The sequence below is a fragment of the Olleya sp. YS genome (genome assembly GCF_029760915.1).
In the GTDB taxonomy this organism is placed as follows: Bacteria; Bacteroidota; Bacteroidia; order Flavobacteriales; family Flavobacteriaceae; genus Olleya.
Window position 1 is genome coordinate 1 of record NZ_CP121685.1, and the last position, 19,853, is coordinate 19,853.

Sequence of the window (19,853 nt, forward strand, 5' to 3'; positions counted from 1 at the left end):
ATGAGTGTAACTGCGCAAACGGTATGGAATAATTGTCTCCTATTTATAAAGGATAATATCCAGCCACAAGCATACAAAACTTGGTTTGAGCCAATTGTAGCGGTTAAATTAACGGACAATGCACTTAGCATTCAAGTACCAAGTAAATTTTTCTACGAATGGCTAGAAGAACACTATGTAAAATTATTAAAAGTTGCTTTAACTAAAGAATTGGGTGAAACTGCCAAACTAGTGTACATTATTAAAATGGAAAACACCTATGGCAACAAACAACCATTTACAGAAAAAATTCCAAGTTCTAATAGAAGTGCAGTAAAGTCGCAAGACGTTGATGTACCGCTTAATAATAAGAACCCAGAGTTAAGAAACCCTTTTGTAATTCCTGGTATTAGAAATGTAAAAATCGAATCTCAACTTAATCCAAACTATAATTTTGATAACTTTTTAGAAGGTGATTCTAACCGATTAGCACGTAGTGCTGGTTTAGCAGTATCTGCAAAACCTGGAGGGACATCTTTTAATCCCTTATTAATTTTTGGTGGTGTTGGATTGGGTAAAACACATTTAGCACATGCTATTGGAGTGGATATTAAAGATAAATATCCAGAAAAAACAGTTTTATACATCTCTGCTGAAAAGTTCACACAGCAATATATAGACTCTGTTAAAAAGAACAATAGAAATGACTTTATACACTTTTATCAATTAATAGATGTATTGGTTATTGATGATGTACAATTCTTATCTGGTAAATCTGGAACACAAGATGTATTCTTCCATATTTTTAATCACTTACATCAAAACGGAAAGCAAGTTATTTTAACCAGTGACAAAGCACCTGTGGATATGCAAGATATTGAACAACGTTTACTATCTAGATTTAAATGGGGACTTTCAGCCGAATTACAAACACCAGATTTTGAAACACGTGTTTCAATTTTAAAGAATAAATTATATCGTGATGGTGTAGAAATGCCTGATGATATTATTGAATACGTTGCTAAAAACATCAAATCTAATATTAGAGAATTAGAAGGTGCTATTATCTCTTTAATTGCTCAATCTTCGTTCAATAAAAAAGAAATTAATATTGAATTAGCTAAGCAAGTCGTTGAGAAGTTTGTAAAAAATACTAAACGTGAAGTTTCTATTGATTACATTCAAAAGATTGTATCTGATTACTTCCAAATGGATGTAGATACCTTACAATCTAAAACTAGAAAGCGTCACATTGTACAAGCTAGACAGTTAGCCATGTTTTTTGCAAAAAAATTCACCAAAGCCTCATTAGCTAGTATTGGTTCTCAAATTGGTAAACGTGATCATGCTACGGTTTTACATGCTTGTAAAACAGTAGATAATTTATCCACTACAGATAAGCAGTTTAGAAAATACGTTGAGGATTTAACCAAAAAACTGTCGGTTTAATTAATTAATTTCCGATATCTCGGAAAAAATATATGACTAAAATTTTAATGGTTTGCTTAGGAAACATTTGTCGTTCTCCTTTAGCAGAAGGTATTTTAAAATCTAAACTAGATGCAGACTTTTTTACAGTTGATTCTGCAGGAACCAGTGCTTATCACATTGGTAATAAACCAGATGCAAGATCCATTGCTGTTGCAAAATTAAATGGTATTGATATTTCTAGTCAACGTGCTAGACAATTCAGCAAACAAGATTTTAAAGATTTTGATGTTATCTATGCAATGGATAATTCCAATTACAATAATATTGTTGCTTTAGCAGCTAATGAAGACGATAAAGCAAAAGTAAAATTAATTTTAAACACAATATCCCCAAATCAAAATCTAGACGTACCAGATCCATATTATGGAGGTGACAAGGGTTTTGATAATGTGTATCATCTACTAGACAATGCTTGTTCTGCTATTATAGAAACCCTTTAAAATAATTAATTTATTACCTTTAAAATCTATGGATAAAGGCACACTATATTTAATACCTTCGACTTTAGGAGATTCTAATCCTTTACATGTTTTACCCATTCAAGTGAAACATATTATAGACAGATTGGATACATTTATTGTAGAAAACTCAAAATCTGCAAGAAAATTTATAAAAAGTATAGCTCCAGAAAAGCAACAATCAAGTCTAACACTATTTGAATTAAATAAGCATACAGAACCAACAGACTTACCAAATTTTATACAAACTTGTTTAAAAGGTCAAGATTTAGGTTTACTATCTGATGCTGGTTGCCCAGGAATTGCAGATCCAGGAGCAGATATTGTAAGTTTAGCACATAAACATAACATACAAGTTGTTCCTTTAGTAGGCCCATCTTCTATTCTATTAGCTATGATGGCTTCAGGGTTTAATGGACAAAGCTTTGCTTTTAATGGTTATTTACCTATTGATAAAAATGAAAGAAAAACAGAGATAAAACGTCTTGAGCGAATAAGTTTTGAGCAAAATCAAACTCAATCTTTTATAGAAACTCCTTACAGAAACAATAAATTATTAGAAGATTTATGTGCTGTTTTGGGTGACCATACAGAAATTTGTGTAGCGTGTGATATCACTCTTCCTAAAGAATTTATAAAAACTAAAACTGTAAAGGATTGGAAAAAAAATAGTGTTAACCTACATAAAAGACCAACACTATTTATTATTCATAAAAGCTAATTACTAAGCTCTATTATATTTTACTTTTACCTTTTTTAAAGGTTTTATTAATGAAGTATCGTATCCAGAGAACTTCTTCATATAGTACTTAATAGTAGCACCATTGGCATCCGCAAAGTTTTGCTCGCCATAACTTCTAAGAAATTTTTTAACACTTCCTGGACCTGCTAGATGTGCTGCAGCTAATATACCTGATTCGGTCACCTTAACACCACTAACATATTTACCATTAAAACGTTTAATATCACGACGCAATACCCATTTATTACGTTGTGCATTAGCAATAAATGCTTTTTCTTGTAGTTCAGGATTATTTAAGAAGAAATTTGGATGATGAATTCCAATAACTTTTAAAGTACTTTTTCCAAACTGATATTTTCCTAAATACCCATATTGGTTGACTCTAAAATAATCGTTTTGAGATTCTTTAAAACCTAAAGCTTCTTTAAAGCCTGTAAAGGTCTTCCCTAAATGTGGGCTATAAGATTCAGGTTGGTAACAGTTTTCAACAGTTACCTTTTGCTCCTTTAATTGTTTTGGAGCAGGTTGTATAGAAATGACTATAACAACTAAAATAGATATTGTAAGTACTAGCGATAAAAACTTTCCAATATTTTTCATTTTTCTAGTTTTTGTAACCTTAAACCATGGTGGTTTTGAGGCTAAAATTTCGACGCGCAAATATACGACATTTTATTAAAAACTGAAAATCAATATGTTAACTTGTGTTAAAAATAGATAAAGTGCCCAGTTAGCTTACCATTACCGCTTATTTCTAGCGTTGGAAAAGGTACCTTTATAACATTAATAATGTTGAAAAATTGTTTTAAAAAAGTAGATTTAGTTTTAATCTTAGTTAAATCTGCATCTAAACTTAAATAAAATTGCTGACGTCGTTGTTGATTAGGAAAATGTACAGATTGAAGGTCATTAGTTCCATACAACAATCCATCTACTCCATATCCAACTGCTATGTTTAACCACTTGGGTACATTGCTGTCTTTAAAAAAAGAATGTACATTGGCACTTAACCAATAGGTTTGACCATTATAGTCTTTAATAACCTCTTCTAATAATCCTTCTCCCAATTTTTTAGGATTTTGTTTTGCATACGGACTTCTGTTAAAAGAATACTTTAGCTGGATACGTTGCTCATCCCATAATAAATCTTGTCCTACATACAAGCCAGCACCTGCTGCGTTTGCTGCAAAATCTCCCCAAGAAAAACCCCATTCTTTAGAAAATCCATCTAAAATTTCTACTGCTGTTAGAAAAGTAAACCCTAATGTTGCACCAAATACTAACTGGTTTTGTTGACTAACTCCACTCCATTCCAATGTTTGTGCTCCAAATCGACCCAATTGATAAGCAGTAAACGTATGACCTAACTTATCCATTTGAAACCACTCCGAATTATCGTTGATAGTATGAAACTTTGAACGCTCAAAATCTGCATACCACAATTGATCTAAACCAATTAAAGCTATAGATGCTAAACCAGTTTCGGTAATAATTACAGCGCTTCTTCTTTTGATATTTAAGGTATCACTTGGTGCAAAAAATGAAGTCGTATCGGTTTGTGCAACAGTGACAACCGAAAAAAAGAATAAGAATAAATACGATATATATTTCAACAAAAAAATTATCTATTAACGCCTTGACTATTAATCCAATTGACATATTCCTGTCTATTAGCATTATGCTGATTCAGGGTTTTAGCAAATTTATGGTAACCAAAGTTTTTAACATTAGCTACAAAGTAATAGTAATCGTGTTTTTCTGGATTTAGTACAGCATCTATTGCAGAGACGTCAGGCATAGTGATTGGTCCAGGAGGAATTCCTGGGTATTTGTACGTATTATAAGGCGAATCTATTTCTAAATCTTTATATAAAACACGTTTGATGACTTGATCAAAATCATTCTCTTTAGATTTTTTAGCAAATATAACGGTTGGGTCAGCTTGTAAAGGCATACCTCTTTTTATTCTGTTTAGATACACACCTGCAACTCGAGGTCGCTCATCGACTTTTGCGGTTTCCTTTTGCACAATAGAAGCTAAGGTCATCACCTCATTGACTGATAAGTTTAACGCTTTACGTTTGGCTTGTCTATTATTATTCCAAAACTTAAAATATTCTTTCAACATTTTATCTCTAAAAGCTTCCGCAGAAGTATTCCAGAAAAATTCATAGCTATTGGGTACATACATATTTATAACAGTACCCTCTGTAAACTTATTCTTCTCTAAAAAAGCTTTATCAGTCATAGCTTTTAGTAGTGTTAAGCTGTCTGGTTCTATTTGTTGAGCAATTCGACCTGCAAGGTCTTGGATACGTTCTTGATTATTAAAACTTAGTTGTATTGGTAAATTATTAATTCGGATTGAATTAATAATATCGTTATTACTCATGTCTTTTTCAATTGCATAACGACCTGCTCTTATATTAGTCGTATATTCTTTTCTTTCAGCTAAAGCATCAAAACTATTTATGTCTTTAAGTAAAGGAATTAGTTGTTCTCTAACATCTTCATATCTTGCATCTGTTGGAATATAAATATAAGCTTTATCATTATTAAAAGCAGTGTTTTTTTTAAACATCGCTCCATAAACAAAGTTTGCAAAGTATGCAGCTATGACTAAGCCTATAATGGCAATAGCCACTAAAATTTTTTTAATATACATCTGTGTTTATTAATTGAAATAAATATTCGTTTTTATAGTGTCCGTTAATAAAATTCCAGTCTTTTTTTAGTCCTATCTCTTTAAATCCTTGGTTTTTAAAGAGAATGATGCTAGCTTCATTGTTTTCTGAAATATTACAATACAATTGGTGTAAATCTAAATGCGTAAAACAATAATTAACTAATAATTGCACTGCCTCTTTACCATAGCCTTGTTGTCGGTTTTCAGTATCCTTAATCAAAATTCCAATACCTGCACGACGATTTTTAAAATCAAAATCAAAAATATCAATCATACCAATAGCAACATCATTAGTATTACAAATCACTAACCGCAGTTGTTTGACTTCAAAAATATCTTTGTGTGCATTATCTAAATATTGCTTTATTAAATATTTTGAATAAGGTGTAATGGTATTACTAATTTCCCAAATAGTTTCATCATTTTCAATCTGATGAATAAATGCTAAATCTTCAGGCTCTAAAGCACGCAGATAAATATGTTTGCCTTGTAATGTTAGCATGTAATTTCGCCTTTAAAAACTTGAGTTGCAGGTCCAATTAACATGACCTGTTTATAGGTGTCTTTTTCTTTATTAAAAGCCACTTTTAATTGTCCGCCTTCAACATTCAAATTAATTTCAGAAGCATCCGTTTGCCCTGTCTTATGCATAGCTATTGCTACAGCTGTTACACCAGTACCACATGACAACGTTTCATCTTCTACACCTCTTTCATAAGTTCTTACCGCAAAGGTGTTTTTGTTAACTTGTTCTACAAAATTTACATTGCTTCCAATTTCATTATAAGGCTGTCCATATCGTATTGATCTACCATCGTTTTTTACATCAAAAGCTGTTAAGTCTTTAACCACTTGGACATGATGTGGTGAGCCTGTATCCAAAAACTGATGGGTATCAAAAAGTTGGATGGTAGTGACATCTTTCATTTGTAAATGGATTAAACCGTCTTCAATCTTAGCATAATGTAATCCATCAATTGCTTCAAAAGTGGTTTCGTGTTTAATAAGCTGCAAAAATTCCGCGAAAGCAACAATACAACGTCCACCATTACCACACATAGTGCTTTCGTTTCCGTCTGCATTAAAATACACCATTTTAAAATCAAGAGTAGGATGATTTTCTAACAATATCAAGCCATCAGCACCTATGCCAAATTTACGGTCACATAAAAAAGCAATCCGTTTGGTATTATTTTTGTTGAAGATACCTTGTCTGTTATCAACGATAACAAAGTCATTACCTGTTCCTTGATATTTGTAAAAAGTTAGAGTCATTTAAAAATGCAAAAATTGTAAGACAAATATAAGTTTTTTCAGTTGTTAAAACGTCGTTAAAGTTGAAATAGGCACTCAATAATTAATTAATTTTAATCGTTAGTCTAATAAATCTAAACTAAGTTTTTTATATGAAGAAGATGTTAACTTTGGTTTTAGTTTCGGTATTAGGAGGCGCAATTACTCTAGGAACCTATAAAACCTTTCTTGAAAAAGAAGAACAGCCAATTGCAACAACATTGCAGGATAATCCTGTGTTTTTACCTACCAATTATAACTCAAATAAAACTGTTTTAGCTGCTGCTGAGGGTATAGATTTTACTACTGCTGCAGACAAAACTTTAGATGCTGTAGTACATGTTAAAAATGTAGCAGTTAATAATGTACAACCAACTTTACAAGACTTGTTTTATGGTCGTGTACCACAACGTAGACAGTTAGGTACTGGAAGTGGCGTTATAATTTCGCCTGATGGTTACATTATAACTAACAATCATGTTATTGAAGATTCTGAACAATTAAGTATCACCTTAAACGACAACAGGACATTAGTCGCAGAAATTGTGGGTACAGATCCTAAAACAGATATTGCGTTATTAAAAGTAGAAACTGAAGACCAGTTACCATACACTACGTTTGGTGATAGTGATTCTGCAAAAATTGGAGAATGGGTTTTAGCTGTTGGTAATCCGTTTAATTTAACCTCTACGGTTACCGCTGGAATTATAAGTGCTAAATCCAGAGATTTAAGTGGGCAAAGTACACAATCCTTTATACAGACTGATGCTGCTGTAAATCCAGGTAATTCTGGAGGAGCCTTAGTAAATACAGCTGGCGAGTTAATTGGTATTAATACTGCAATTACTTCGCAAACAGGGTCTTACATTGGATATTCGTTTGCGGTACCTAGTAACATAGCCAAAAAAGTGGTACAAGATATTATGGAGTTTGGTAACGTACAAAACGGTATCTTGGGTGTTATTGGAGGTTCTCTAAATAGTAACTATGCCGAAAAATTAGGAGTAGCAGAAACCGAAGGGTTTTATGTAGATGATGTTGAAGAAGATACAGGAGCTGCAGAAGCTGGAATTAAAAGTGGAGACATCATTAAAAAAATAGATAATATCTCTATTAAAAAGTTTAGCGATTTAAGAGGGTTTTTAGACTCTAAAAGACCAAATGATGTGGTTAATGTAACCTTGTTAAGAAATGGTGTAGAAAAAGAACTTTCTGTTACACTGCTTAAAAGTAATACCTATATTTTACCTGTTATAGGTGTTATTAAAAATGCGAAGCCAGAAGAATTGAGAAAATACAAAACTAAACATGGTGTAAAAATCATGAAAGTTAATGGTACTTATGGCAGATATTTACAAAGTGAAGGCATTGAAGAAGGTAACATTATAACTGCCATCAATAATATTAAAATTGAATCTATTGATGATGTTGATAGAATACTAAAAAACAGAGATACTTATCAACCTTTAAGCATTGAGTTAATTAACTCTAAAGGCGAAACTAATCGCTATGGTTTGAGGTAATCTTTTAAATACTTATTATAAAATGACAAAGCACTTAATTTAAAAATTAAGTGCTTTGTTTTTTTTGTGGATTTTGTTTTACGAAATCGTTTGAAATCTGTACTTTTGCCGAAATTTTCAAATTCAATTTTAACAACACACTAAACAAAAAACAATGTCCATTAACGAAACTTACGAAAACGAATTAGCGTTTCAGGCAGACAGACGTAGAGCAACAGTAGAATTTATTAAAATTGTTAGCGATTTATGGTATGATAAATCAATTGAACTAGTCCTGTTTAGAAACCAATTAATTGACAGAAATGTTTCCGAAATTTTAAATCTTCATGAATATGCTGGCGAGTTTGTGCAAAAACCAATCTCTGTATTTGATTCTGTAGAAATTGCTCAAGCGATTAAAACACTTGACGTACCTCCTGCAAAGTTAGATATTGGTAAACTTACATATGAATATCATTTAGAAGAAAAAAAGTATAGTAACGCGATGGCTTTTGTAGCAAATAAGCTTAAAGGCGCTAGCAAAACCAAGGATATTACACCTAAAGATGTCGTACTTTATGGTTTTGGTCGTATTGGTCGTTTGGTTGCAAGAGAGCTTATGACACGTACAGGTAAAGGTAGCCAACTGCGCTTACGTGCTATTGTAACTCGTGGTACAATGGATGCAACAGTTTTAGAAAAGCGTGCTGCATTATTACGTAACGACTCTGTACATGGTGATTTTTCTGGTACAGTGACAACAGATATTAAAAATCAAGCATTAATTATAAATGGTACAACAGTAAAAATAATTAATGCTAATCAACCTGAAGATATAGATTATACTAAATATGGAATTAACAATGCGTTAATTATTGATAACACTGGTGTGTTTAGAGATAAAGAGGCATTGACACGATTAAAAAATTCGCCTGGAGCAGATAAAGTCTTGTTAACAGCACCTGGTAAAGGCGTGCCTAATATTGTGTATGGTGTTAACCACTTAGAAAATAATCCTGACCAAGTAGATATCTTTTCTGCTGCGTCTTGTACTACAAATGCAATTACTCCTGTTTTAAAAGCAATAGACGACACTTATGGCGTTAAATCTGGACATTTAGAGACCATTCATGCTTACACAAATGATCAAAATTTAGTGGACAACTTCCATAAAAAATACAGACGTGGTCGTGCAGCTGGTTTAAATATGGTAATTACAGAAACTGGAGCAGGACAGGCGGTATCTAAAGCATTACCTAGTTTTGAAGGTAAACTAACTTCAAATGCTATTCGTGTACCAGTACCTAATGGATCTTTAGCTATTTTAAACTTAGAATTAACTTCAAAAGCAAGTATAGATAGTATTAATGCAACTCTTAAAAAATATGCTTTAGAAGGTGATTTGGTTGAACAAATCAAGTACGAAATGAGTGACGAGCTTGTTTCTAGTGATATTATTGGTAGCTCTGCACCTTCTATTTATGATAGTAAAGCCACCATTGTGAGAAAAGACGGAAAAAATGCAGTCTTGTATGTATGGTATGATAACGAGTATGGTTATAGCCATCAAGTGATAAGACTTGCCAAGTATATCGCTAAAGTTAGAAGATTTACATATTACTAACATCCAATTTTAATTTCTCATCGTATATTATAAAGCCTCGCAACTGTGAGGCTTTTTGTTATATTAAACCTATAAAGCAATCCTTTTTTTATATTTTCGCAAAGCGAAAGACAACAAACTAAATTAATATGTGTAAAACAAACTATCTATTAGCAACAATTTTCGTTTTAATTTTTTCATTTGCTACCTCTGCTCAAACGCAAACAACTGATGCAACTGATAAGTTATCATTAGATTCTGGAACATTAGAAAGTCAATTTGAATATTTAACAAAAAAGTCGACCAATTGGAGAGATGAGCGTGGACGATCTTACGAAGTAATTAGAAATGAATGGGTCGCAAAAATAAAAGCAAATACTTTAGACTCGTTAAAAGCTATTAAAAAAGACTTATTGGATACTCAAAATAAGGTTTCTGCTCAAAGCACTGAAATAGACCAATTAAAAAGTAGTTTATCAAACACTAAAACTAGTTTAGAAACTACAAATCAAGAAAAAGACAGCATGTCTTTATTTGGGATGCAAATGAGTAAAACTGGTTATAATGCGTTGTTATGGTCTATTATAGCAGGTTTATTAGCGTTTTTATTGTTTTTCATTTTTAAATTTAAAAATAGCCATGCAGTGACTAGAGCTGCAAAACTTAAATTAGAAGAAACGGAAGAAGAGTTTGAAGAACATAGACGTAATGCACTAGAACGCGAGCAAAAAGTAAGACGTCAATTACAAGACGAAATCAATAAAAACAGAAACAGTTAATTCAGTTTTTAAAATAATTATATAATCAATAAAAATCTGTAAATTGAACCTTACAGATTTTTTTATGACTATCATTCAAGCAAATTCATCACATTTAAATCAAATAGCACCTTTATTTGATGCATATCGTATATTTTACAAGCAAAACTCTAATATAGACGCAGCAAAACAATTTATAAAACAACGTCTAGAGAAGCAAGACTCAATTATTTTACTTGCTTTTGTAGACCATGAGCCTGTCGGGTTTACACAATTATTTTATAGTTTTTCTAGTGTTAGTATGCAACCCTTATTTATTTTAAACGATTTATATGTCAGTAAAGATTTTAGAAAACAAGGTATTGGCGTAGCACTTTTAAATAGTGCAAAAGCATTGTGTAAAACATATAATTATAAAGGCTTGGCTCTACAAACCGAAACGACTAATCCAGCTCAAAAATTATATGAACATTTGGGTTGGACATTAGATAAAGACTTACATTATTTTTGGACTAATCAATAAAAAAAGCACAATCAAAATGATTGTGCTTTTTAAATCTTTTAAATTAAAAACTAAACTACATAGCTCCCCATTCTTTTAGGGAATCTTTATTCATCTTAACATAATCAGCATTACCAGCTTTCTCTGCTCCTGCTAAAGACGCTTTAGCAGCTTTAATTGCTCCTTTTTTGTCTCCAGCTTTTGCATGAATTAAAGATTGTTGACGCAAATACCAAAATCTTGGTTGATTTTTAGTCATTTCTACAGCCATATCAATCCATTTTACTGCTTGATTAATGTCTTTTCCTGCAGTTAAATAGTAAACCGCTGCACTATAATAATCTGCAGCTCCTGGACCAGCCATAACTTTATCTATACTTGCAGATACTTTTTTATCTGTTGGCACTTCAATTTTAACTCCAACATATGCCTTTTCCCACATCATACCTAACATTGCAGAGTCATTAGTCATATCATCAAAAGAGATAGTAAATGTCTCAATATCCATAGGCAAAGGATATACTTCTGCAGTTACTTTAGCGGCTACTTTAGAATCATCCCATTTTTGAGGTGTTCCCCAATTTTCAGTGTCAGAATAAAATACTACGTCCCAACTACTTTCATTTGGAGTTGTAAATACTGCATAAGATCCAGCTTTTACTTCTTTTCCTCCAATCATAACATCATCACTAAATGTTATTATAGTATTTTTATTTGCTCCTGTTCTCCATAATTTTCCATAAGGCACTAAATCTCCAAAGATTTTACGTCCTTTCATAGACGGTCTAGAATATTCTACAGTCATATCTGTAAGACCAACTTTTTGTTCCATTTTTTGAAACGGGCTTGGTGCTGGCGCTTCAACTTGCGCATTAACAGCTAAAGAAACTGTTAACACCATAATAAGAGTCATTAATTTTTTCATGGTTGTGTTTTTTTGATTATAAATAATAAGTCTATAAAATTAAGCATATCTAACAGCTTGTTTGTTAATAAAAACTTAAAATAAAGTGAAAACATTTTTTAAGTAATAATATTAATCGTAATATTGCGATATACAAATTAATAGATTTATAAATGGGATTAATTAAAACCGAAAAATTTTCAGATTCTCAAAATCAGATTGCACTTTTTGCAAAAGCTTTAGGCCATCCTGCTCGTGTAGCTATTATTCAACATTTATTTAAAATAAATGCGTGTGTTTGTGGTGATTTAGTGGAAGAAATAGGATTAGCTCAACCTACAATCTCTCAACATTTAAAAGAACTTAAAAACCTAGGTCTTATTCAAGGCACTATTGAAGGCACCAGCGTTTGCTATTGTATACATAAGGACAATTGGAAAGCTATGAAAGCTTTACTTAACTCCTTTTTTGATAACGATGTAAATAACAATACATGTTGCTAATATCCAGAATTAATTAAACAATTTAAATTATGACACTTTCAGAAGTAAAAAAACAATTATCAACTTTAAATCAGTTAACTTTTACATTACCTGATGGTAGCTTAGTGCCAAGTCATTTTCACGTTACTGAAGTAGGAAAAACATCCAAACACTTTATTGATTGTGGTGGGACTTTAAGACAAGAAAAAAAGATAAATTTTCAATTGTGGAGTGCTAACGATTATGACCACAGACTACATCCTGAAAAATTGATAAAAATTATTGAGCTGTCTGAAGACATCTTAAATTTAGGCGATTTAGACATTGAAGTCGAATATCAAGGAGATTTAACAATTCAAAAATTTGGATTAGAATATAAAAACAATACGTTTCAATTAACGTCTTTACTAACGGATTGCTTAGCAAAAGATAATTGTGGCGTTCCAACACAACAATCAAACAAAATAGAAAGTTGCGCTCCAGGTTCTGGTTGTTGCTAAATTAAAATCTAAAATTAAATGTTTACAGACATCAACAATTACATAGAAACTTTAGATACAGAACTTATTTCTGAACAGCGAAAAAAAACGCTTGGACCACTAATAGATTTTATATCATCAAAAAAATCACAAAACAAACCAATCAATTTAAACTTTATTTGTACTCACAATTCAAGACGAAGTCATTTATCACAAGTTTGGGCACAAGTTATTGCTCATTACTTCTCGGTTAAAAATGTAACTACCTATTCTGGTGGTACAGAAGCTACAGCTATGTTTCCAAAAGTAGGAGAAACGTTAACTAAAACAGGGTTTAAAATTACAGCTTTGTCTGAAGGAAAAAACCCAGTGTATAGCATAAAATATTCAGATAACTTGCATCCCATAATAGCATTTTCAAAAACATTTGATAATGATTTTAATCCTAAATCAGAGTTTGCAGCTATATTAACCTGTTCTAGTGCAGATCAAGGATGCCCTTTTATTGCAGGAGCAGAACAAAGAATACCAATCACTTATGAGGACCCAAAAGCTTTTGATAATACAGAGTTGCAAGACGAAAAATACTTAGAACGCTCAACTCAAATTGCTACCGAAATGAAATACGTATTCCAACAGGTAACAACTAACTAAATGAAAAAATATCTAGCAGAAACTATTGGTACATTCGCCATGATATTTTGTGGTTGTGGTGCTATGACCATAAATGAGATAACCCACGGAAGCATCACGCATGTTGGTATTGCTTCAGTTTGGGGCTTGATAGTAATGGCTATGATTTATGCATTTGGAGCGACTTCTGGTGCACATTTTAATCCTGCTGTTTCTATTGGTTTTGCAACAGCAAAAAAGTTTGCTTGGAAAGAAGTCCCAAGATACCTAATAGCCCAGTTTTTAGGCGCTATCATAGCTATAGCTTTACTAAGCTTTTTATTTCCTGAAAGTCAATTTTTAGGAGAAAGTACACCAATGATAGATTATCCAGATTATAAAGCTGCCATTTTAGAGTTTATATTGACTTTTATTTTAATGATAGTCATCATCAACATTTCTACTGGTAGTAAAGAAATAGGTGTTATGGCAGGTATAGCTGTTGGTGGAGTTATTTTACTAGAAGCTATGTTTGCTGGACCAATAACCAAAGCCTCTATGAATCCTGTGAGAACAATTGCTCCAGCAATTTTTACAGGCCATTTTAATCATGTTTGGTTTTATATATTAGCACATATTTTAGGTGCAATTTCTGCTGTTTTATCTTACAATATATTCAACCACAATACAGCAAACACAAAGTCTTGTTAAATTTTGTTTAACCTTTGAAAAATTTGGTTAAACATTTGTATCTTTATGTCATTAAATTTTCACATAATGGCAAAAAAGAAAAACATATCTAATAACGACATTATTTCATTTTATATGGATTATGTTTTGGAGCATAATGAACAACCAAAATCTGTTTACGCTTTTGCAAAACACAACAATTTTGAAGAAGCAAAATTTTACGAACATTTTGGAAGTTTTGATGCTGTAGAAAAAGGCGTTTTCAAAGCGTTTTTTGACAACACACACAAAGCTTTACAAGCAAGCGAAGACTATAATACTTTCAACCCTAGAAATAAATTATTAAGCTTTTATTTTACCTTCTTCGAGAATCTAACTGCAAATAGAAGTTATGTTGTGTATGCTTTACACAAACACAAAAACAGTTTGAAAAGTTTTAAAACATTAGCACAATTAAAATCAAGTTTTACCAATTATATTCATGATTTAGGTATCGAGTTGATTGATGTCAAACAAGAACAGTTAGAGCGTATTCAAAATAGAGGTCTTAAAGAGACTGCTTGGTTACAATTACTACTAACTATCAAGTTTTGGATGGATGACACCTCTCCGTCTTTTCAAAAGACGGATATTTTTATTGAGAAATCAGTAAACACTAGCTTTGATGTACTTAACGTTGCTCCGCTTAAAAGTTTAATTGACTTTGGAAAATTCATCTTCAAAGAAAAAATTCAGATGAATTAATTTAACACTCTTACTATTGAAAACAATAGATAAAATACCGACTTCAAAAATTGCACGTGCTACCAAAATGGTTACAACTGGAGCTAAAGTAGGTGTCAATTATTTAAAATATTATGGTGATAAAATCACTAAAACTGAAGCAGAAGCTAAAGCAAGATTAAACGAGAATAATGCAGAAGATATCTATGATGGCTTAAAGCAACTTAAAGGTAGTGCTCTTAAAGTTGCACAAATGCTTAGTATGGAAAAAAGCATTTTACCACAAGCCTATGTAGAAAAATTCTCGTTAGCGCAATTCTCTGTACCACCATTATCTGCACCATTAGTTAGTAAAACATTTAAACAATATTTTGGGAAATTACCTAGCCAAATTTACGACTCTTTCAATCTTAACTCTGTAAATGCAGCCAGTATTGGTCAAGTGCATGTAGCAGAAAAGGATGGGAAAAAACTTGCTGTGAAAATTCAATATCCTGGAGTCGCAGAGAGCATTGCTTCAGATTTGGCTATGGTAAAGCCCATTGCAATAAAAATGTTTAATATTAAAGGAAAAGACTCTGATAAATATTTTAAAGAAGTTGAAAATAAACTAGTTGAAGAGACTAACTACCTTTTGGAAGTAGAGCAAAGTAAAGCAATTGTAGAGGCTTGTAAGCATATTCCAAACCTTAAATTTCCAGAGTATTACGAGGAATTATCGTCAGAACGTATTATTACTATGGACTGGATGGAAGGTGAACACTTGTCTGAATTTACTGCTCAAAATACAGACCAAGACAAAGCTAATAGGTTAGGTCAAGCCCTTTGGGACTTTTATATGTATCAAATGCACGTCCTTAAAAAAGTACATGCAGATCCACATCCTGGAAATTTTTTAGTTTCTAAAGAAGGAGACTTAATAGCTTTAGATTTTGGTTGCATGAAAGAAGTACCAAACGACTTCTACGTACCATATTTTGAACTAGCAAAAAAAGAAGTAATTAATAATCCTAAAGCGTTTACAGAAAAAATGTACGAGCTTGAAATCTTGCGTAAAGATGATAGTAAAGATGAATTAGCATTTTTTTCAGACATGTTTCATGAGTTATTAAGTCTATTTACAAGACCATTCCACGAAGAATCTTTTGATTTTTCCAATCCAGAATTCTTTGATGCTATCTCAGAAATGGGACAACGTTACAGCAAAAGTACAGAACTACGCAAAATGAATGGTAATCGTGGTTCTAAGCACTTTATTTACATCAACAGAACATTTTTTGGATTATATAATTTGATGTTTGATTTAAAAGCAAAAGACGTTAAAATAAATAATTTTATAAATTTATAATGCAATATTTCAGCAGAAAAGATATTGACACTTTACAACACTTATATAAAATTAATCTTATAAATAGTTGTTCTGGCTTTAAGAGTGCAAATTTAATTGGTACTAAATCTAAATCAGGTCAAGAAAACGTGGCTGTATTTAGCTCTGTAACACACATTGGTAGTAGTCCTCCTCTACTTGGTTTTTTTTGTAGGCCAACAACGGTAATGCGTCACACCTATGAAAACATTAAAGAAACTAATGTTTATACGCTAAATGCTATTCATTTAGAAAATTTTGAAGATGCACATCATACGTCTGCTAAATATCAAAAAGACATTTCAGAATTTGATATGACTAATTTAATTTCTGAATACAAAAAAGGTTGCTATGCACCTTTTGTAAAAGAGTCTCCAATGCAATTAGAAATGCAATTTGTGACAGAATACCCAATTAAAGAAAATGATACGATTTTAGTTATAGGTGAAATAAAAGGTATACATATTAATAAAGATATATTAGAAGATGATGGCTTTATAAATTTATCTAAAGCCAATGTCGCTTCAATAAATGGATTAGATGGATACACAATACCAAAACTAGAAAAACGCTTAGAATATCAAAGACCGAAGTCAATAAGTAGTGAGCAGTATTAAATTACAACTTATAATACAACGCTAGTTAAGTGGATATTAATAAAAATAATTGTATCCAGAAACAATAAATTAAAACTAAACCAATGAGAATATTAGTAACAGGAGCAACAGGCTACATTGGCAAGCGCATTATTCCGTTACTACTGGAGCAAGGTCACACAGTTGTATGTGCTGTACGTGGAAAATTACGGACTGAAAAAAAATATTCAGATGAAGATAATCTTCATGTTATTGAAGCCGATTTTTTAAAACCAGAAACACTTAAGAATATTCCTAAAGATATTGATGCTGCTTATTATTTGATACACTCCATGTCAAACTCGGTAGATCAGTTCCATAAAATGGAAGAAGAATGTGCTATCAATTTTAAAACTTATATTGAAACAACTGACGCTAAACAAGTCATTTATCTTAGTGGTATTACCAACGACACCAAACTATCCAAACACTTGTTATCTAGAAAAAATGTCGAAGACACCTTAAAGTCAAACCATTATGCTTTGACTGTTTTTAAAGCAGGAATTATTGTAGGATCTGGTAGTGCAAGCTTTGAAATAATAAGAGATTTAGTCGAAAAACTACCAGTCATGATTGCTCCAAAATGGCTAAATACTAAAACACAACCTATAGGTGTACGTGACGTGTTGGCTTTTTTAACCAAAGGATTAAGCAAAACAGAACTTTATAATACGTCTCATGACATTTTTGGACCAGAAGTGCTTACCTACAAGCAAATGTTACTACAATTTGCAGAGATTAGAAAATTAAAACGCTACATTATAACTGTTCCAGTAATGACACCAAAATTGTCTAGCTATTGGTTATATTTTGTGACATCTACATCATACAAATTGGCTTCATCTTTAGTAAATAGTATGGGAATCGAAATTATTGGCGAAAAAAGCAATATTAACACACTTTTAGAAGTCAATCCAATGTCTTACAAAGAAGCTGTAAAATTTGCATTTGTAAAAATAGAAGGTAATGAGATTATCTCCAGTTGGAAAGATGCCTTTATTAACAGTCGCTATAAAAAACGTGCCTCAACAAAATACTTGAAAGTACCTAAATATGGATGCTTTAAGGATATTAAAGACCGCCAAGTTTTAGACGAACAACGCACTCTTGATAAAATTTGGGCTATTGGAGGCGAAAACGGATGGTATTATGGCACAACACTTTGGAAAATAAGAGGTTATTTAGATAAATTAGTTGGTGGTATTGGGTTACGTCGTGGGCGAACCAATAAAACAGATATCCAAACTGGTGATGCTTTAGATTTTTGGCGTGTATTATTGGCAGATAAAGATGAAAAACGCCTAATATTATTTGCAGAAATGAAATTACCTGGCGAAGCTTGGCTAGAATTCCAGGTAGCTAAGGGTAAGGTATATCAGCGTGCAACTTTTAGACCACGTGGACTTTGGGGACGATTATATTGGTATAGCGTTTTACCATTTCATGGATTTATATTCAATGGGATGATTAAAAAACTAGCCAATGCCTAAAACTATTAAAAAACAACATCTTCCAACTAAAACCTGCAATACCTGTGGTTTGCCATTTACTTGGCGTAAAAAATGGGAGAAAAACTGGGACGATGTAAAATATTGTAGTGAAAAATGCAGACGAAACAAAACAAAAATAGCTTAATCTGGTTCAGAAACAATCTAAGAACTCATGACAATGCATCTATTGTTAATGCAATTAATGAGAGTGAACAAGTAATTGCTATATTTTGTTTTGACCCTAGACAATATAATATATCTCCTTATGGATTTAAAAAGACTGAGAAATTTAGAGCACAATTTTTAATCGAAACCATAACCGATTTAAAAACACAATTAGCCAAACTAAACATTCAACTTTTTATTTATTTTGATTATACTGAATCGTGTATATCTAAACTAAATAACACCTTTAATTTTGATGCTATTTATTTTCAAAAAGAATGGACACAAGAGGAAGTAGATATTACTAATAAAGTTATAAATATATTTCCAGAATCAATAAAAATTCGTGAGACATACAATCAGTTTTTGTTCCATCCAGAAGATATTAATATTGACGTTGAAAACATCCCACAAGTCTTCACTAATTTTAGAAAAAAAGTTGAAAAATACAGCAAAGTAAGACCTGAAACTGAAACTATTTCAGCAGAAAGAGACAACTTTAATATCAAAAACAACACTAAAATTCCTACTTTAAAAGATTTGGGTTTTTCTGAATTTGAAACACACCCTAATTCAGCTTTTCCATGTAAAGGAGGTGAAACAGAAGCCATAAAAAGATTACAAAATTATTTTTTTGAAACTAAAAAATTAGGGTTCTATAAAAAGACCAGAAACGGTTTAATAGGCACTGATTTTAGCAGTAAGTTTTCTTCTTGGTTAGCAAATGGTAGTTTATCTGCAAAACGCATCTATTGGGAAGTCAAACGTTTTGAAAAAGAACACGTTAAAAATCAATCTACCTATTGGCTAATTTTTGAACTTATTTGGCGCGATTACTTCAAATACATTTCGATGAAACATGGTAATCAAATTTTTAAATTAGAAGGCATTCTAAAAAAAGATTACGACTGGAGCGTCAACAAAAATAAAATCAATAATTGGATAAATGGAACAACTGGCGAGCCATTTGTAGATGCCAACATGATAGAAATTAAAAAAACGGGGTGGATGAGTAATAGAGGACGACAAAATGTAGCCAGCTATTTTGCAAAAGAACTGGAGTTAGATTGGCGCATAGGAGCCAGCTATTTTGAAAGTTTACTTATCGATTATGATGTCCATAGTAATTATGGCAATTGGATGTACGTAGCAGGAGTCGGTAATGATCCAAGAGATCGAAAGTTTAATGTTAAACTTCAAGCAGAACGTTACGATACAAACGGAAAATACCAACGTTTATGGCTTCAAGACACTCTTTTTTGATTAGCGTCAGTTTGAGTGTTTTTTGAAGAA

At 31.9% G+C, this 19,853-nt stretch carries 23 protein-coding genes; 17 read left to right on the top strand and 6 right to left on the bottom strand.

The genetic code is table 11. The features are described 5' to 3' along the window. From dnaA to Ollyesu_RS00015, 3 genes are read left to right on the top strand one after another with little or no spacing between them, the layout of a single operon-like run. Window positions 1-1,428, top strand: coding sequence for a chromosomal replication initiator protein DnaA (gene dnaA / locus Ollyesu_RS00005; protein ID WP_111659210.1), 1,428 nt, complete (start codon window positions 1-3; stop codon window positions 1,426-1,428). Between the two features lie 32 nt (window positions 1,429-1,460). After that, a complete protein-coding gene (locus Ollyesu_RS00010; RefSeq protein ID WP_279301767.1) occupies window positions 1,461-1,910 on the top strand; it encodes a low molecular weight phosphotyrosine protein phosphatase in 450 nt (149 codons plus the stop codon). 28 nt (window positions 1,911-1,938) lie between these two features. Further along, window positions 1,939-2,649, top strand: a complete 711-nt coding sequence (locus tag Ollyesu_RS00015) for an SAM-dependent methyltransferase (protein ID WP_279301768.1) — start codon at window positions 1,939-1,941, stop codon at window positions 2,647-2,649. Window positions 2,650-2,652: 3 nt separating this feature from the next. Here the strand turns inward: Ollyesu_RS00015 and Ollyesu_RS00020 are convergent, their stop codons facing one another. The 5 genes from Ollyesu_RS00020 to dapF all read right to left on the bottom strand — a co-directional run bounded on the left by Ollyesu_RS00020 (window position 2,653) and on the right by dapF (window position 6,631). Beyond that, complete coding sequence (locus Ollyesu_RS00020) at window positions 2,653-3,270, bottom strand: peptidoglycan-binding protein LysM (protein WP_279301769.1); 618 nt, start codon at window positions 3,268-3,270, stop codon at window positions 2,653-2,655. Between the two features lie 107 nt (window positions 3,271-3,377). Further along, window positions 3,378-4,283 (bottom strand): DUF2279 domain-containing protein, encoded by a 906-nt coding sequence (locus Ollyesu_RS00025; protein WP_279301770.1) that lies wholly within the window; start codon window positions 4,281-4,283, stop codon window positions 3,378-3,380. A gap of 8 nt (window positions 4,284-4,291) precedes the next feature. Then, the gene (mltG, locus tag Ollyesu_RS00030) at window positions 4,292-5,335 is read right to left on the bottom strand and encodes an endolytic transglycosylase MltG (RefSeq protein ID WP_279301771.1); all 1,044 of its coding nucleotides are present in this window, start codon (window positions 5,333-5,335) and stop codon (window positions 4,292-4,294) included. Continuing rightward, window positions 5,325-5,858 (bottom strand): GNAT family protein, encoded by a 534-nt coding sequence (locus tag Ollyesu_RS00035; protein ID WP_279301772.1) that lies wholly within the window; start codon window positions 5,856-5,858, stop codon window positions 5,325-5,327. The genes mltG and Ollyesu_RS00035 overlap by 11 nt, the downstream gene beginning before the upstream one ends. Next, window positions 5,852-6,631, bottom strand: coding sequence for a diaminopimelate epimerase (dapF, locus tag Ollyesu_RS00040; protein WP_279301773.1), 780 nt, complete (start codon window positions 6,629-6,631; stop codon window positions 5,852-5,854). The genes Ollyesu_RS00035 and dapF overlap by 7 nt, the downstream gene beginning before the upstream one ends. A 131-nt stretch (window positions 6,632-6,762) precedes the next feature. Here dapF and Ollyesu_RS00045 point away from each other — a divergent pair, with 131 nt between their 5' ends. The 4 genes from Ollyesu_RS00045 (at window position 6,763) to Ollyesu_RS00060 (ending at window position 11,035) form a co-directional block, all read left to right on the top strand. Continuing rightward, on the top strand, window positions 6,763-8,172 hold the full coding sequence (locus Ollyesu_RS00045) for a trypsin-like peptidase domain-containing protein (protein WP_279301774.1): 1,410 nt from the start codon (window positions 6,763-6,765) through the stop codon (window positions 8,170-8,172). Between the two features lie 154 nt (window positions 8,173-8,326). Then, entirely contained in the window at window positions 8,327-9,775 is a 1,449-nt protein-coding gene (locus tag Ollyesu_RS00050; RefSeq protein WP_279301775.1) for a glyceraldehyde-3-phosphate dehydrogenase, read from the top strand. A 128-nt stretch (window positions 9,776-9,903) separates the two neighbouring features. Next, on the top strand, window positions 9,904-10,533 hold the full coding sequence (locus Ollyesu_RS00055) for a tRNA (guanine-N1)-methyltransferase (protein ID WP_279301776.1): 630 nt from the start codon (window positions 9,904-9,906) through the stop codon (window positions 10,531-10,533). Window positions 10,534-10,597: 64 nt separating this feature from the next. After that, on the top strand, window positions 10,598-11,035 hold the full coding sequence (locus Ollyesu_RS00060) for a GNAT family N-acetyltransferase (RefSeq protein WP_279301777.1): 438 nt from the start codon (window positions 10,598-10,600) through the stop codon (window positions 11,033-11,035). A 55-nt stretch (window positions 11,036-11,090) separates the two neighbouring features. On the opposite strand, the gene Ollyesu_RS00065 is transcribed toward Ollyesu_RS00060, so the two are convergent. Continuing rightward, a complete protein-coding gene (locus tag Ollyesu_RS00065; protein WP_279301778.1) occupies window positions 11,091-11,939 on the bottom strand; it encodes a DUF2911 domain-containing protein in 849 nt (282 codons plus the stop codon). 152 nt (window positions 11,940-12,091) lie between these two features. Between Ollyesu_RS00065 and Ollyesu_RS00070 the strand changes: the two genes are divergently transcribed. The 10 genes from Ollyesu_RS00070 to Ollyesu_RS00115 all read left to right on the top strand — a co-directional run bounded on the left by Ollyesu_RS00070 (window position 12,092) and on the right by Ollyesu_RS00115 (window position 19,823). Beyond that, complete coding sequence (locus Ollyesu_RS00070) at window positions 12,092-12,421, top strand: metalloregulator ArsR/SmtB family transcription factor (protein ID WP_279301779.1); 330 nt, start codon at window positions 12,092-12,094, stop codon at window positions 12,419-12,421. A 29-nt stretch (window positions 12,422-12,450) separates the two neighbouring features. After that, window positions 12,451-12,900: a DUF6428 family protein gene (locus Ollyesu_RS00075; RefSeq protein WP_279301780.1), complete on the top strand. Its 450-nt coding sequence runs from the start codon at window positions 12,451-12,453 to the stop codon at window positions 12,898-12,900. A gap of 18 nt (window positions 12,901-12,918) precedes the next feature. Further along, window positions 12,919-13,533, top strand: coding sequence for a protein-tyrosine-phosphatase (locus Ollyesu_RS00080; protein ID WP_279301781.1), 615 nt, complete (start codon window positions 12,919-12,921; stop codon window positions 13,531-13,533). Beyond that, window positions 13,534-14,202 (top strand): aquaporin, encoded by a 669-nt coding sequence (locus Ollyesu_RS00085; RefSeq protein WP_279301782.1) that lies wholly within the window; start codon window positions 13,534-13,536, stop codon window positions 14,200-14,202. A 66-nt stretch (window positions 14,203-14,268) separates the two neighbouring features. After that, window positions 14,269-14,925 (top strand): TetR family transcriptional regulator C-terminal domain-containing protein, encoded by a 657-nt coding sequence (locus Ollyesu_RS00090; protein ID WP_279301783.1) that lies wholly within the window; start codon window positions 14,269-14,271, stop codon window positions 14,923-14,925. 16 nt (window positions 14,926-14,941) lie between these two features. Continuing rightward, the gene (locus tag Ollyesu_RS00095) at window positions 14,942-16,252 is read left to right on the top strand and encodes an AarF/ABC1/UbiB kinase family protein (protein WP_279301784.1); all 1,311 of its coding nucleotides are present in this window, start codon (window positions 14,942-14,944) and stop codon (window positions 16,250-16,252) included. Next, complete coding sequence (locus Ollyesu_RS00100; protein ID WP_279301785.1) at window positions 16,252-16,887, top strand: flavin reductase family protein; 636 nt, start codon at window positions 16,252-16,254, stop codon at window positions 16,885-16,887. Before Ollyesu_RS00095 ends, Ollyesu_RS00100 begins: the two co-directional genes overlap by 1 nt. An 83-nt stretch (window positions 16,888-16,970) precedes the next feature. Further along, window positions 16,971-18,395, top strand: coding sequence for an SDR family oxidoreductase (locus tag Ollyesu_RS00105; RefSeq protein ID WP_279301786.1), 1,425 nt, complete (start codon window positions 16,971-16,973; stop codon window positions 18,393-18,395). Between the two features lie 4 nt (window positions 18,396-18,399). Next, entirely contained in the window at window positions 18,400-18,540 is a 141-nt protein-coding gene (locus Ollyesu_RS00110; protein WP_279303079.1) for a DUF2256 domain-containing protein, read from the top strand. Then, window positions 18,510-19,823 (top strand): DASH family cryptochrome, encoded by a 1,314-nt coding sequence (locus Ollyesu_RS00115; protein WP_279301787.1) that lies wholly within the window; start codon window positions 18,510-18,512, stop codon window positions 19,821-19,823. The genes Ollyesu_RS00110 and Ollyesu_RS00115 overlap by 31 nt, the downstream gene beginning before the upstream one ends. Window positions 19,824-19,853: the final 30 nt, after the last annotated feature.